This is a genomic window from Hymenobacter cavernae (assembly GCF_014641455.1).
Classification (GTDB): domain Bacteria; phylum Bacteroidota; class Bacteroidia; order Cytophagales; family Hymenobacteraceae; genus Hymenobacter; species Hymenobacter cavernae.
On record NZ_BMHT01000004.1, the window covers coordinates 490,730 to 504,586 of the forward strand.

9 protein-coding genes are annotated in these 13,857 nt (G+C 56.0%); 1 reads left to right on the forward strand and 8 read right to left on the reverse strand.

Annotated elements, in window-relative coordinates; translation table 11 throughout:
- Positions 1–31: 31 nt before the first annotated feature.
- On the reverse strand, positions 32–2,521 hold the full coding sequence (locus tag IEX74_RS13025) for a M1 family metallopeptidase (RefSeq protein WP_188814417.1): 2,490 nt from the start codon (positions 2,519–2,521) through the stop codon (positions 32–34).
- Between the two features lie 227 nt (positions 2,522–2,748).
- Between IEX74_RS13025 and IEX74_RS13030 the strand changes: the two genes are divergently transcribed.
- Entirely contained in the window at positions 2,749–3,756 is a 1,008-nt protein-coding gene (locus tag IEX74_RS13030) for a DUF3078 domain-containing protein (RefSeq protein WP_188814418.1), read from the forward strand.
- A gap of 112 nt (positions 3,757–3,868) precedes the next feature.
- Here the strand turns inward: IEX74_RS13030 and IEX74_RS13035 are convergent, their stop codons facing one another.
- The 7 genes from IEX74_RS13035 to IEX74_RS13065 all read right to left on the reverse strand — a co-directional run bounded on the left by IEX74_RS13035 (position 3,869) and on the right by IEX74_RS13065 (position 13,786).
- A complete protein-coding gene (locus tag IEX74_RS13035; protein ID WP_188814419.1) occupies positions 3,869–7,036 on the reverse strand; it encodes an efflux RND transporter permease subunit in 3,168 nt (1,055 codons plus the stop codon).
- A 66-nt stretch (positions 7,037–7,102) separates the two neighbouring features.
- Positions 7,103–8,206 (reverse strand): efflux RND transporter periplasmic adaptor subunit, encoded by a 1,104-nt coding sequence (locus tag IEX74_RS13040; RefSeq protein WP_188814420.1) that lies wholly within the window; start codon positions 8,204–8,206, stop codon positions 7,103–7,105.
- A 50-nt stretch (positions 8,207–8,256) separates the two neighbouring features.
- Positions 8,257–9,549: a TolC family protein gene (locus tag IEX74_RS13045; RefSeq protein WP_188814421.1), complete on the reverse strand. Its 1,293-nt coding sequence runs from the start codon at positions 9,547–9,549 to the stop codon at positions 8,257–8,259.
- Between the two features lie 227 nt (positions 9,550–9,776).
- Positions 9,777–10,826, reverse strand: a complete 1,050-nt coding sequence (locus IEX74_RS13050; RefSeq protein ID WP_229755271.1) for an efflux RND transporter periplasmic adaptor subunit — start codon at positions 10,824–10,826, stop codon at positions 9,777–9,779.
- A gap of 289 nt (positions 10,827–11,115) precedes the next feature.
- Positions 11,116–12,468, reverse strand: coding sequence for a sensor histidine kinase (locus IEX74_RS13055; RefSeq protein WP_188814423.1), 1,353 nt, complete (start codon positions 12,466–12,468; stop codon positions 11,116–11,118).
- A gap of 151 nt (positions 12,469–12,619) precedes the next feature.
- Entirely contained in the window at positions 12,620–13,297 is a 678-nt protein-coding gene (locus IEX74_RS13060) for a response regulator transcription factor (protein ID WP_188814424.1), read from the reverse strand.
- A 150-nt stretch (positions 13,298–13,447) separates the two neighbouring features.
- Positions 13,448–13,786 (reverse strand): tetratricopeptide repeat protein, encoded by a 339-nt coding sequence (locus IEX74_RS13065; RefSeq protein WP_188814425.1) that lies wholly within the window; start codon positions 13,784–13,786, stop codon positions 13,448–13,450.
- Between the last annotated feature and the right edge of the window lie 71 nt (positions 13,787–13,857).

Below are 13,857 nucleotides of genomic sequence, written 5' to 3' on the forward strand. Positions count from 1 at the left end.
CTCAGGCTTCGCGCTACGGGCTTGCTACAGCCTACTTCGCTTGCTGAATTTCCTGCTGCGCGCGCTCAATTACTTGCTTGTTCTGCGCGGCAGTGGCACCCGATTGTTTGTTTTTCAACGCTTCCAGCAGGTTAAGCATCGGGTCGGCGGCGCCGTAGCTTTTGTATTGGATACCTAGGTTTTTAATGCGGTCGACACCTTCGGAAACGGCCTTTGGATCGTTGAGGCGCATCAGCATCCCGGCGAAGCCTTTCAGCAGATCGAAGCGGCCTTGCGGACCAGCCTCATCGAACTTCTGGCGCACGAACGGCCACTGCTCCAGGCCACCCTGCTCGGCGTATACCTCAGCAATGGCGGCCGTCAGCTTGCCTTTGTTATCGGCCTCGAATGCCTTGGCCTGCGCCAATGCTTGCGCCGGCGCCACGGCGGCCAGCCCGCTTAGCGCGGCGCCCTGCACGGCATACGACTGGCTCTTGAGGTTGCTGGTGAAGAGCGGTGCATCGCTTTTGCTGGCAAGCTGACCTAGGTCCGTCAGGATTTCGGCTTGCACCAGCGGCCCCTTCTCCGTGGTCAGCTGCTTGCGTAGCACGGGCGCGATAAGCTTCTGCATGGCTTTGCTCTCTAAATCAAGCGCTTGCAGCGCCTCGATGCGGAGGCCGTGGTACTTATCGGAAATGGCGGCTACGAGCAGGCTGCGGGCGGCAGCGTCAGTGCCCTGCTTTTCTTTGGCGGCGGCAATGGCCTCATACCGATCTACGTAGCGCGGCGCGTGCTGGTACTGATACACATACTCAGCCATCGACTTGTTGTCTCTTTTCTGCCACAGCATTACCTTTTGCGCGTCTACGTTCACCAGATCGGGTTTAGCAGCGGCCGGAAACTCCAGAGTTTCGGTAGCCTTGCGCAGCACCACGTTGTGGCGCTCGGTCTTGCCTTTCACGTACACATCAACAGTAATGGGCAGCGTAAAAGGCTCGCCGGGTTGCAGCTGCTTCACCGTGACGGTCTGCACTTTACGCGCCGCATCCCAGGCGTAGTCGATGGTGACGGTAGGCTGGCCGGCGTTGAAGAACCATTGATTGTAAAACCAGTTTAGGTCCTTCCCCGAAACCGCTTCGAAAGCTAGCCGCATCTGGTGCGCTTCGCCGTTGCCGAAGGCGTTTTGCTTCAGATACTGATTGAGCCCGGCGAAAAACACCTCATCACCTAGGTAGGCGCGCAGCATGTCCAGGATGAGGCCGCCTTTCTGGTAGGTCACGGCGTCGAACATGTCCTCGCGCTCGGCGTAGTGGAAGCGCACCAGGTTTTTGGTGTAGTTTTCGGGATTACCTAGGTACTGATTCAGGTAGCCGTATTTGTGAGCGTCGGCGGCGTCCTGACCGTACTTGTGCTCGGCCCAAAGGCCTTCGCTGAAGTCGGCCATCGACTCGTTCACGGTCAGGTTGCTCCAGCTTTCGGTGGTCACGTAGTCGCCGAACCACTGGTGAAACAGCTCGTGCGCAATCACCGATTCATCGTTGCCGTACTGACGATCAATGAGTTCGCGCGCCGTTTTCTGCAAAAAGTCGCCGTGCAGCGTGGCGGTGGTGTTTTCCATGGCGCCGCTCACGTAGTCGCGCACCACAATCTGCGAGTACTTATTCCAGGGAAACTCCACCCCTAGCTTATTGGAGAAAAACTCCAGCATTTCGGGCGTATTGCCGAAAATCTGCTTGGCATAGGGCGCAAAGCTAGGTTCTAGGTAATAATCCACCGGCTTGTTGCGCCAGGTATCATGCGTCACCTTGAAGCTGCCCACGGTCATCATCACCAGGTAAGGCGAGTGGGGCTGGTCCATCTTCCAGGTGTCGGTGCGCAGGCCCGCACCGGCGGGCGTTTGCGACACGAGCTTGCCGTTGCTCAGCGTGACGTATTTGCTGGGCACTGTCATGCTGAGTTCCGTGGTCATTTTCTGGTTGGGCCTGTCGATGGTGGGGAACCACGCCGAGTTCGACTGCGATTCGCCCTGCGTCCAGATCTGCACGGGCTTGCCTTTCACAGTACTATCCGGGTTGATGAAGTACAGGCCCTTGGCGTCGTTGATGGCGGCGCTGCCCTTCACCTTCAGCTCGTCGGGCTTCGCGGTATATTCCAGGTAAATCGTGTAGGGAGTGCCCGGCGCTACCGTTTTGCCTAGCTGAATGAGTAGTTGCTGCTGGTTGTAATCGTACTTGAGCGGCTGCGTGCTACCGTTGCTGCCCACCAAAGCCACCGTTTTGATGTCCATGCCTTGCGCATCGAGGCGCAGCGAATCGGTGGCATAGGCGTGCGGCTTCAGCGTCACCCATTCCTTGCCGTAGAGGTAGCGTTTCGCATAATCAAAACGCACGTCCAACTTTGTGTGTACCAGATCGTTGACTTTGGTGGCGGTGGCGCGGTAGGATAGCAGCGCCGGGTCAGACGCTGCGGTGCTAGTTGGGGTCTGGCCCCAAACGGAGATGGTGCTGAGTAGACAAACACTCGCAGCAAGTACTTTTTTCATATAAAGACTGAGGTGAATCGAATCTACAAACCTAGGTACCCGACAGGACAAGTCGGGCTCGTGAAGGTTGCCTTTTTCCCGAAAACTTTCGCGCGCACCTAGGTTCCGGCTTCGGCTGCACTTAGCCTAATCATTGAACTATTGTAATAATAAGATGAAAATGCGGTTGGTAAATGTGGAAAAGACAGCCCGTTAGTAACTTGCAGCTGCAATTGTCTGCGTGGGTCATGAGAGTTCGTTCGGTAGCGTTGCTGCTATCTTCTATTTCCGTTGGGCTAATCAGTAACCGGGCCGCGGCCCAAATAAGGCTGTCGCCGGTGGTGCCGCCGATACTGCCCGCGCCTTCTTTGCCGGCTATACCCAAGGCCAAACTCGACACCCTTGTGGCCATCGTGCGGCCACCTTCCCCCTGGAAAACGGCCTTCAAAGGTACCTTCAACCTGAATGAGAGTGCATTGTCCTCGAACTGGCGGGGTGGGGGCGTGAACTCGATTGGGCTGAATGCGCAAATCAACCAGAAAGCCAACTTCCACCGCGGGCGCAGCAGCTGGGATAATGAAGCGGATTTCCTTTATGCCTTTGTTGCTAACAAAGATCAGGGCTACCGCAAAAGCCTCGACCGGCTGTTTCTGGATACCAAATACGGCTGCAATATCAGTACGCAGTGGAATGCGTTTGCTTCGCTGAACCTGCTCACACAGTTTGCACCCGGCTATAAGTACAGCACCAATGCCGCCGGGGAGCCGCAGGCGCAGCGGGTGTCGTCGGCCTTCGCGCCGGCTTATATTACCCTCGCGACGGGCATGGAGTATGTGGCAAGCAAGTGGTTTAAAATCAGGCTGTCGCCGCTGGCTTCGCGGGTTACTATTGTCGGGCACCGGCAACGATTCGTCGATGTTCTCGGCGAGAAGCCCTACGGGGTTCGGGCGGGACATTCTGCGAATTTCGAGGCGCTGGCCGGTCAGGTACTGACGGAGATAGATAAAAACATTACGACCAACGTCAACCTGAAGGCGCGCTATCTGCTCTTTGCCGACTACCAGAAGTTAGCCCTGCGTCGTCTGGATCACCGGCTTGATGCCAGCATGACGGCCAAGGTCAACCGCTACATTAACGTGGCGCTCACCGGCATTCTGCTCTACGACTACGACCAGGACCGCGCCTTGCAATATAGTCAGGGTCTGTCGCTGGGCCTGATTTATACCCGGCAGAATACTCAGGAAGGCAAGAAATAATCGCCTTCCAGCCGAACGCCTAGCATGTCCGGCCGGGGATCTGCCTTGTTGAAATGTGGTAAACACAAAAAAGCCTTCCCGAAGCGAGAAGGCCTTTCCAGCAGGTTAAGAATTAGGCGCCTACCAGCACCGGTTTGCTAGAGTGCTGGTGGTGCAATGTTGGATCGTCGCCGTAGTGCGTGTGCGCGGCGCGGTAGAAGCGCTCAAACACCAGCGGGAAGATGAACAGCGTGAGGATAGTGCCGGTGATGAGGCCGCCGATTACCACAATGGCCAGTGGCTTAGAGGTTTCCGAGCCGATGCCGGTGCTGAGCGCGGCCGGCATTAAGCCGATGGTTGCCATCATGGCCGTCATCACGACGGGGCGCACGCGGCTGATTACGCCTTCCGAGATGCTAGCGTCGAGCGACATCTTCCGAACCAAGTTCTGCTTGAATACCGAGATGAGAATCACGCCGTTCTGAATACAGATACCGAACAAGGCGATGAAGCCGATGCCGGCCGAGATGCTGAAGTTAGTGTGCGTGATGAGTAGCGCGGCAATACCGCCGATGAGGGCAAACGGTACGTTCACGAGCACCAGGCCAGCGTCCTTCAAATTGCCAAATAAGATGAACAGGATGAAGAAGATCATGGCCAGTGAAATCGGCACTACCTGACCGAGGCGCTGGGTGGCGCGACGCTGGTTTTCGAAGTCGCCTGCCCACTTGATGGTGTAGCCTTTCGGGAGCTGAAGTACCTGATTTACTTTGCGCTGAGCTTCTTCAATCGTGGAGCCCATGTCGCGGCCGCGGATGCTGAACTTCACGGCGGCGAAGCGCTGGTTGTCGTCGCGGTAGATGAGCGACGGACCGGTTACGTCCGAGATGGTGGCAATTTCCGTTATCGGGATGGTGTTGCCGGCTTGCGTAGGCACCATGAGGGCGCCAATTTCGGTGGGCGTCTGGCGGAACTGCTCCTGGTAGCGCACCCGAATCGGGAACTTCCGCTCGCCCTCGTACATCTGCGAGGCCTGCTTACCGCCCACGGCCATTTCGAGCACCGCGTTGGCATCCGACTTCGACACGCCGTATTGGGCCATGCGGCTTTCGTCGAGGTCCACGTGCAGCTCGGGCTGACCGATGTTGCGCAGCACCCCTAGGTCGTCGATGCCTTTCACGGTTTTGAGCTGCTCGTACACTTGGCGGGCTTTGCCTTCCAGCGTTTTCAGGTCGGTGCCGTAAATTTTCACGGCAATAGAGCCTTTCACGCCCGAGGCCGCTTCCTCCACGTTGTCGGTGATGGGCTGGCTAAAGTTAAAGTCTACGCCGGGGAAGCGAGCTAGCTTTTCCTTCATGTGCTCAATGAGGTTCTCGCGATATGCGGCGTTCTTCATCTTCTTCTGCACGTCGTCGGTGTGCTTGATCTGCACCAGGAACTCATTGTTGTAGAAGCCCGTCGGGTCGGTGCCGTCGTTGGGGCGGCCGGTCTGGCTCACCACGTCGCTCACTTCGGGGAAGGTGAGGAACACGCGGCGCATCTCGTTGCACAACTTGTTCGATTCATCCAGCGAAATGCTGAGCGGCAACTGCGCCCGTACGTAGATCGAGCCTTCGTTCAGCTCAGGCAGAAACTCGGAACCTAGGAAGTGGAAAGACCCCACACCCACCGCCACAAGGAGGGAAGCCACCAATAAGCTAGCCGTTTTGCGGGCGTAGGTGAAGCTAAAGAAGCTCTGAGCGCCACGGTTGATGCCGCGCACAAAGAAGTTGTCCTTCTCGCGCACGTTCTTTTTCAGCAGAATGCTCGCCAGCACTGGCACCAGTGTCAAGGTGAAAATCAGGGCGCCGAGCAGGGCAAAACCTAGGGTCCAGGCTAGTGGTGAGAACACCTTGCCTTCTACTTTTTCGAAGGAGAAGATGGGAAGCAAAGCCGTGATAATGATGGCTTTGGCAAAGAAGATGGCCTTGCCCATCTCGCGGCCCGTCTTCTTGATGAGGCCTAGCTTGGCGAGCTTGTTGAAGCGCTCCATCCCTATCTCGTGGGCTTTGTGGTCGAGGGCCACAAAGAGCCCTTCCACCATCACCACGGCGCCGTCGATGATGATACCAAAGTCGATGGCGCCCATGCTCAAGAGGTTGGCACTCATGCCTTTCAAACGCAAGCAGATGAAGGCAAACAGCAGGGCCAGCGGGATGATGATGGACACAATAACCGTAGTCCGCCAGTCGGCCATGAACACGAACACAATCACCGTCACGAGGATCATGCCCTCCATGAGGTTGTGAATCACGGTTTCGGTCGAGAAGTCGATGAGCTGCTGCCGGTCGTAGAAGGTTTTGATCTTCACGTCGGAAGGCAGAATCTTGTCGTTCAGGTCGGCTACTTTTTCTTTCAGGCGAGCAATGACTTCCGAAGGGTTTTCGCCCTTACGCATCACCACGATGCCTTCCACCATGTCGTCGTTGGTGCCGCGGCCCACCCGACCTAGGCGGGGCAGCGCCGACTCGTGCACGATGGCCACGTCTTTCACCAAGATCGGGGCACCGTTCACGTTCTTAATCACGGTGTTGTTGATGTCGCCGATATTGTTCAGCAGGCCGATGCCGCGCACCACGTAGTTCTGCTGACCCTCGTTTATCACGTCGCCGCCCACGTTGATGTTGGAGCGCTGGATGGCGTTGTACACGTCCAAGGGCGTGATGCCGAAGTCCTGGAGCTTGCCGGGGTTCACGCTGATTTCGTAATCCTTCACCTCGCCGCCGAAGCTGTTCACGTCGGCCACGCCGGGCACGGCTTTTAGGTTGCGCTCAATCACCCAGTCTTGAATGGTTTTCAGCTCGCGGGTGGTTTTGTCGGGGCTAGCTAGGGTGTAGCGGAAGATTTCGCCAGTGGGGCCGTAAGGCGGCTGCACGTCGGGGTCGGCGCCTTCGGGTAAGTCGGCTTGGGCCAGCAGGTTGTTCACCTGCACCCGAGCAAACGCGTCGTCTACGCCATCGTCGAAGATGACCTTCACTACCGACAAGCCGAACAGCGTGGTCGAGCGGATGCTGGTCTTTTTCTGCACCGGGTTCAGCGCAATTTCGATGGGAGCCGTCACGAACTTCTCAATCTCCTCCGCCGAGCGGCCGGGCCACTGCGTGATGATGGTGATTTCGGTGTTCGTTACGTCCGGAAACGCCTCAATGGGCGTGTTGCGGTAGCTTACGACCCCGGCCACAATGGCCACCACCGTCATCAGGAAGATGAAGCCGCGGTTCTTAAGGGAAAAGCTAATGATACCTTGGATGAACTTATTCATGGAAGCCGTTGCTGACTCTGTTATTTAAAATGTCATGCTTTAAGAGGCTCAGCATGACGTTCTTTCTTAGTCGTTTAACTCGTCGTAAACCAGTAGTTGGTTCTGAGCAATAATCTGCTCGCCGTCTCGCAGGCCCGACTTCACGTAGCTCACGTCGCCCACAGTCTTGGCAATTTCGACGGGGCGGGTTTCCACGTGGCGGCGGTCTTTGAACACCATCACGAAGTTGCGGTCCTTGTCAAACACCACGCACTTGGTGGGTACGGCTAGCATTTTGTTGTCCTCGGTGTTCTGCACCTTGATCTGAGCGTACATCTCGGGCTTGAGCAGGTAACCAGGGTTGTTGAGGCGCACGCGCACTTTCATCACCTTGCTTTCGGGGTCGAGCACGTTGAACACCTTATCAATGCGGCCGGTAAAGTGTTTGTCGGGGTAGCTCAGCGTGGTTACGTCGGCTTGGTAGCCTTCGCGCACTTTGGCGATGTCCGCCTCAAATACGTTGGCCATAATCCACACATCATCGAGGTTGCTGACGGTGAGTAAATTGCCTACATTATCCGCGTTGAACTGCATGTGGTCAGTCACGTTCTTTTCGGTGATGAAGCCCGAAATAGGCGCCCGTAAGGTGTAGGTGCCATCGGCTGATACACCGTACACGCTCAGCTGCTTGCGGCTCTTGCCCACGTTGCCTTGGGCTTTGCGCAATTCTTGGCGGGCCAACACCACGTCGCGCTCCGAGGCTAGGCCGTCCTTGAATTGGTCTTCCGCTACTTGCAGGTTCTTGCGGGCAATGTCAAGGTCGGAGCCCGCCGCCGAGCTTTGGTTCTGCAAATCAGCAATTTCGCCGCTCTTGATTACGGCTAGCACTTGGCCTTTCTGCACGTGGTCACCTAGCTCTACCGAGAGCTGCTCGACCACGCCGCCCACCAGCGGGTACACTTTCACGGTTTTGTCGCCGTCGGTGGCAATTTGGCCCGAAAGGGTTAGCTCGTCGCGCACGGGTTCGGCGTGCACAGTATCTATTTTCAGTTCGCGCAGCATCGAGTCCGACATGGTGAAGCCGGCTTCAGCTTTCTGAGGCGCGTCGGTGTCGGCCGATTTCTGCGAGCAGCCTGCCAGCAAACCCAGCGTAGCAGTAGCAGTGAGTAGGAGGGAGGGAATGCGGTTCATATCGCTGGAGACGTTGTATCTGATGGAGGTTTGTTGCCTGCTGGAGGCGCTTACTCGGCCGTGAAAATGGAGCGGCCCACCGAGAAGTTGAGCTGTTCGAAGGCACGCAAGCGGCTGGCTCGTAATTGATTTAGCAGCATCAAGTTGCTCTTATAGCTCTCGTAGAAATCGAGGAACTCCACAATGGTGATGTTGCGCTTGGCGTAGCTCTGCTCGATGCCCGAGATGAGGCGGTCGAAGTCGCCGGTGCTGCGGTTGGTCGTCTGGTAGAGTTGGTCGGTTTGTTGTACCAAGCGGTAAGCTTCCTGCACGTCGTTCTGCACGATAAGCTGCTGCTGACCTAGCTCCGCCTTGCTGCTCTGGATCTGAGCTTGCGCCGAGCGGATGTTGCCTTGGTTGCGGTTCAGAATCGGGATGGCCACGCCGAGGGTCACAGCATTGTAGTTCGGGATGTAGCTGCCGGCGCGGTCGTACACGTAGCCCAGGGCTAGGTCGGGAGCAGCTAGGGCTCGTTGCAAGCGTAAGTTTTGGTTTTGCTGCTCTAAGCCGGCCTGGCGAGCACGCAAATCAGCGCGGGCTATTTGGGCCGTATCGGCCAGCTGCTCGACGGAGTACTGACCTAGGTTCAGGTCGCGCAGGCGGTTGCCATCGGCTTGGGGTCGGTAATAAGCACCCGAGTTGTCCCGAATCAACACGCGCAGGGCAGCCTCTTGGCCAGCGATGTCCGTCAGCAAGCCTTGGCGCTCGGTTTCCAATTGGAACAGAAAAGCTTTCAGGCGAATAACTTCTTTCAGGGCAATATTGCCTTTGTCGTATTGGCCTTGGTATTGAGCCACCGTACGGCGGAAGGAGTTGATTTCGCGGTTGTAAGCCCCAACCGTCTGCTGCTTGAAGTACAGGTTGTAGAAGGTGGTGCGGAGCTGGTAGCGCAGGTTGCGCAGCAAATCCTGGAAGTTGTATTGCTCAACCAAAGCGTTCTGCTGCGCCACGTTGGCTGCCGCCTTGCGCCGACCGGCAATAGCAAACAACTGCTGCACTTGCACGATGCTCTGGCCCGTCCTCGTTACATCAAAGTGCTTGTGGGTGGCCGGGTTATAGGTGTTTTGCTCCAGTGAAATAGTTGGGTTGTCCCAGAGCTTGGCTTGCTGAATTTGCGCTTCAGCCGCCGACACGTTGTATTGTTGAGCGAGCAGGGCTAGGTTGTTCTGCACGAAGCGCTGCTCGGCCTCGGGCAGCGTGAGCTGCACCGTATCGGCCGGCGCAATAGCAGCCGGAGTGGCCGCAGCCTGGGCGGTGCCAGTCAGCAGCAATAGAAAAATCAGGAGCGAGAATAAGCGTTGCATATCCGATGAAGCATTAGGATATGCAAGTGTACTGTGCCCGTATTAGGTGGGTATTAGAGGTACATTAGAGCCAGATTAGAAGCGTTAATTTTTTATAAAAACTGCGTTTTAAGCCTAGAAATGCGCTTTTGTGTGCGCAAATAATTTGTAATAAGCACAAAAAAAGAAGCTAGGCTCAACAGATGAAGTCGAACCTAGCTCCGCCAAGTCATTTAGCTTAATTCGCTCTAATCGTTCAGATGCTTGTAGAGCAGCAGTTGATTCTGGGCCACCACTCGCTCGCCGTCGTACAGACCGGTAGTTATGTAGCTGGTTTTGCCTACGGTTTTTAGCACCGTCACCTCCCGCGTTTCAATGTGGGTGGGGTCTTTGAGCACGAGCACGAAGTTGCGGTCGTGGTTGAAAATCACGTTGGTGTAGGCCACTGCCACTTGTTGCTGCTTGCCCGTGCTCGATACGTGCACGCGGGCATGCATACCCGGCTTGAGCACGTAGCTAGGGTTGTCGAGGCGCACACGAACTTTCATCACCTTGCTCTCGGGGTCTAGCATATTGAACACCTTGTCGATGCGACCGGTGAAGTGCTTGTCGGGGTAGCTCAATGTGGTCACGTTGGCGGTGTGGCCCACCTGCACATTGGCGATATCGGCCTGAAAGACATCTGCCATCACCCACACCGTGCTCAGATCCGAAATCGTGAACAGATTATCCACGTTATCCGCGTTGAACTGCATGTGGTCGGTCACGTTCTTTTCGGTGATGAAGCCCGAAATAGGCGCCCGTAAAGTATACGTGCCATCGGCCGATACGCCATACACGCTCAACTGCTTACGGCTTTTGCCTGCGTTGCTCTGAGCTTTGCGCAACTCTTGCCGGGCCATCACTACATCGCGCTCCGCGGCTAGGCCGCTCTCAAAGAGGTCTTGCGTGACTTGCAAGTTTTTGCGGGCAATAGCTAGGTCGGAGCCCGCCGTCGCGCTTTGGTTCTGTAGGTCAGCAATTTCGCCGCTCTTAATCACGGCTAGCACTTGGCCCTTCTTGACGTAATCGCCGAGGCTAGCTGGCAAAGCCTGCACCACACCGCCTACCAGCGGGTACACTTGCACCGTTTTATCGAGGTTCGTGCTCACGCGGCCGTTGAGCGCCACCTCGCTCCGTATGGCTTCTGAGCGAGCCGTGTCGAAAGCTAGGTTGCGCAGCATGGCTGGGTGCAACGAATGCGCTTTGGGTGTTTGGGTGACTAGTTCAGTAGCTTCTTCTGAGCAGCTTGTGAGCATACAAACCGAGAAGGCAGCGGCTATCGTTATAAGAGAATGGGTAACACGGCGCATATGCAGACTTTTAGGTTGTTTGCAAGGATACGCGCCTAGGGTTAGAGGCAAATTAGAGGTGCATTAGAAACAGATTAGAACCTAGCCTTTGCCTCGTTTTTGTTGGTTTTGTTCTACTGGTTTGTTGGTATAGTATAATATACAAGGTGTTCGTGCTAACGTTCTTCATCACTAGTTCACGTGTGCTAGCTTATGAACAAAGCCTGCTCACCAACAGTGAAATAAGACCCGCTAGCTAGAAAACAACCGTTGCCAAAGTCCCGCTGTGAAGCGTAGACGTGACGGACAACGTACCGCCATGCAGCTCAATAATCTTGCGGGCCAGCGGCAAGCCTACCCCATGTCCAATGACTCCCCGGGCATTATTGGCCCGGAAAAAAGGCTGGAAGATGGCCGACAGATCCTTCTCGGCAATGCCAATGCCGTGGTCCTGAATTTGAATGTAAACGTGGCCTTCGGCGTAGTTGAAATGCACTTCGACGGGCTGGTCACCGGAGTACTTGAGCGCGTTATCGACCAAGTTCATCAGCGCCCGCCCTAGCAATTGGCGGTTGCCCATGATTTCCATCTGTTCAGGGTCGGGAGGGAGCGAATCGAGGGTGATGTGCACGCGCCGCCGCTGCTCGGGCGCAACCGCCTCGCGGGCTTCCCAGAGTAGTTCATCAAGCCGAATCTCGTCACCGGTCATGGTGCCGGCGGTGGCTTGCGTGAACTCAAGGAGGTTGTTTATGAGCGTTTTGAGCTGCTGCAATTCGTTCAGCACCGAGGTCAGCGCTTCGCGGTAGGAGGCGGGCTCTCGGTCGCGGGTAAGCAGCACTTGCAGCTCGCCAATGGTGGCGGTGAGCGGTGTGCGCAACTCGTGGGAAGCGTTGCTCACAAAGGTGCGTTGGCCTTCAAAGCTTTCCTCCAGGCGCTCTAGCATGCGGTTGAAAGTGCGAGCTAGGCGCGTAATCTCATCTTGCTCACTGGTGAGTCCTGCTTCTACGCGCAGGTGCAGGTCGTGGGCCGTAATGCGGTCTACCTGGTCGTTGACGGCCGCAATGGGAGCTAGTGCCCGGCCCGCAAACAACCGCCCAGCTACGTAAATCACCACCAAGCTGCACACAAACACCAGCCCAAGCATGGAACCTAGGTGCTCCAAACGAGCCCGCCCAGAACGGTTTTCGGCGGCGGCGACAATCACAAAGTCGCCTTGGTTATCGTGGTAAAACAAGCCGATAGCCTGGCGGGTACCTAGGTCGAAGTAGAGTTCTTTCTCGTCTATAATCCGGACCAGTAATGAGTCGGAAATATGAATGCGAGCATCTTCTTTAATAAAACGCTGGTTCAGCCCCGAATCGTAAATCTGCAACACCTCATCAGTCAGCGTGCGCAGGTAGCGCCGCTTGAAGTCGCCGAAAGTCGAGTCGTGCAGCTCATCTTGTTCCAGAAACACATAGCCGGTTACCTCGGCCCGGTCGCGCAGGCGCTGCTGAAATTCCTGGGTGGTGTACTGCGCGTGAAGCAGAAATGTCACCGATAGCGCCGCCAACAAGATTACGCCGACCAAGCCGAGAAAAAGCCAGGTAAGCCTATTACGAATGGTCATTTAAAGTAATGTGCTGGTTTTCTGATGTGCTAATGTGCTAGCTGGCATGTCGTCATCCTAGGTGCATTTCCTGCTCGCTGGCGGAGTGTACCAGGAAAAACCTGGGTAACCTCATCAACCCCTTCGCACATGAGAAGAGTAGCATACCAGCTTAATCTTCCTCCCGCATGACGTAGCCCATGCCGACTACCGTGTGAATGAGTTTCTTAGAGAAGCCTTTGTCGATTTTATTGCGCAGATAATTCACGTACACATCAATTACATTCGAGCCCGAGTCGAAGGAATCTTCCCACGAGTTCTCGGCAATTTCGGCCCGACTCAGCACCCGGCCTTTGTGGCGCATAAACAATTCTAGAAGGCCAAATTCCCGAGCTGTGAGCTTGATCGGCTGACCGCCGCGGGTCACGGTTTTGGCGGCCGTGTCCAGCGTCAGGTCGGCTAGGGTGAGCACCGAGCCTTTCTGCTCAGTGCCACGCCGACGCGTGAGGGCGCGCACCCGAGCGAGCAATTCCTGAAAGTCAAAGGGTTTAACCAGGTAGTCGTCGGCGCCACCATCGAAGCCTTGCAGCTTGTCGGTGGTGGTCCCTAGGGCTGTCAGCATCAAAATAGGTACTTGCTGGTCTTGGGCGCGCACGGCCCTCAGCACCTCAAAGCCGCTTATATTCGGTAGAATCACATCCAGGATGATCAACTCGTAGTCGTGCGTGAGGGCTAGCTGCCGCCCGAAATGCCCATCGTACGCTACCTCCACTTCATAATTTTCCTCCTCCAGCCCGCGGCGGATAAAAGCGGATACTTTCGGCTCATCTTCAACAAGTAAGATCTTCATTGCGCCAATATGTCGATGAGATAATGTAGAAGAGGTGTAGGAACGCGCCACGGCGCGTTCGGCGTTGCACGATTTACCTAGGTATAACGGAATAAAGAACACATAACCAGCATGGCCGACGAACGCGCCGTGGCGCGTTCCTACAAGATATTAATCATCCTCGTAGTCGAGACCTAGGAACTGGTTGAGCGCTTGTTGAAGCTCGCTGGCGGCATGCATCTGGCCCGCCCGACGGCTTACTTGCAGGCCTTTTCGGTAAACTTTTTCGGCCTCTTCAGCCTTATTCAATTGCTCCAGCAGCTTGCCGGCGTGGTAATAGGTACCCACGTAGTCAGGATGCTCATCGAGCAGTTTCTGATAGAACTCCATGGCGCGTAGCGGCTCGGAGGCGCGGTATTCAGTGGCCAACGCATAGATCGTGAAGGCATCATTGGGGTCGTCGGCGTAGAAGGCCAGAAGCTGTTGCAGACGGGTTGGAGCGGTTTCCATAGGGAAGGGAGATTTCTGTATCTTCGCCCGAAAGTAGGGGGTTTCCCTAGTATTTGTTCATTCAAGCAGCC

Bases quoted from the DNA above. Each gene is read 5' to 3' on its own strand.
- IEX74_RS13055 (WP_188814423.1), bottom strand. From the start codon at position 12,468: ATGACCATTCGTAATAGGCTTACCTGGCTTTTTCTCGGCTTGGTCGGC.
- IEX74_RS13035 (WP_188814419.1), bottom strand. From the start codon at position 7,036: ATGAATAAGTTCATCCAAGGTATCATTAGCTTTTCCCTTAAGAACCGC.
- IEX74_RS13060 (WP_188814424.1), bottom strand. From the start codon at position 13,297: ATGAAGATCTTACTTGTTGAAGATGAGCCGAAAGTATCCGCTTTTATC.
- IEX74_RS13065 (WP_188814425.1), bottom strand. From the start codon at position 13,786: ATGGAAACCGCTCCAACCCGTCTGCAACAGCTTCTGGCCTTCTACGCC.
- IEX74_RS13040 (WP_188814420.1), bottom strand. From the start codon at position 8,206: ATGAACCGCATTCCCTCCCTCCTACTCACTGCTACTGCTACGCTGGGT.
- IEX74_RS13045 (WP_188814421.1), bottom strand. From the start codon at position 9,549: ATGCAACGCTTATTCTCGCTCCTGATTTTTCTATTGCTGCTGACTGGC.
- IEX74_RS13025 (WP_188814417.1), bottom strand. From the start codon at position 2,521: ATGAAAAAAGTACTTGCTGCGAGTGTTTGTCTACTCAGCACCATCTCC.
- IEX74_RS13030 (WP_188814418.1), top strand. From the start codon at position 2,749: ATGAGAGTTCGTTCGGTAGCGTTGCTGCTATCTTCTATTTCCGTTGGG.
- IEX74_RS13050 (WP_229755271.1), bottom strand. From the start codon at position 10,826: ATGCTCACAAGCTGCTCAGAAGAAGCTACTGAACTAGTCACCCAAACA.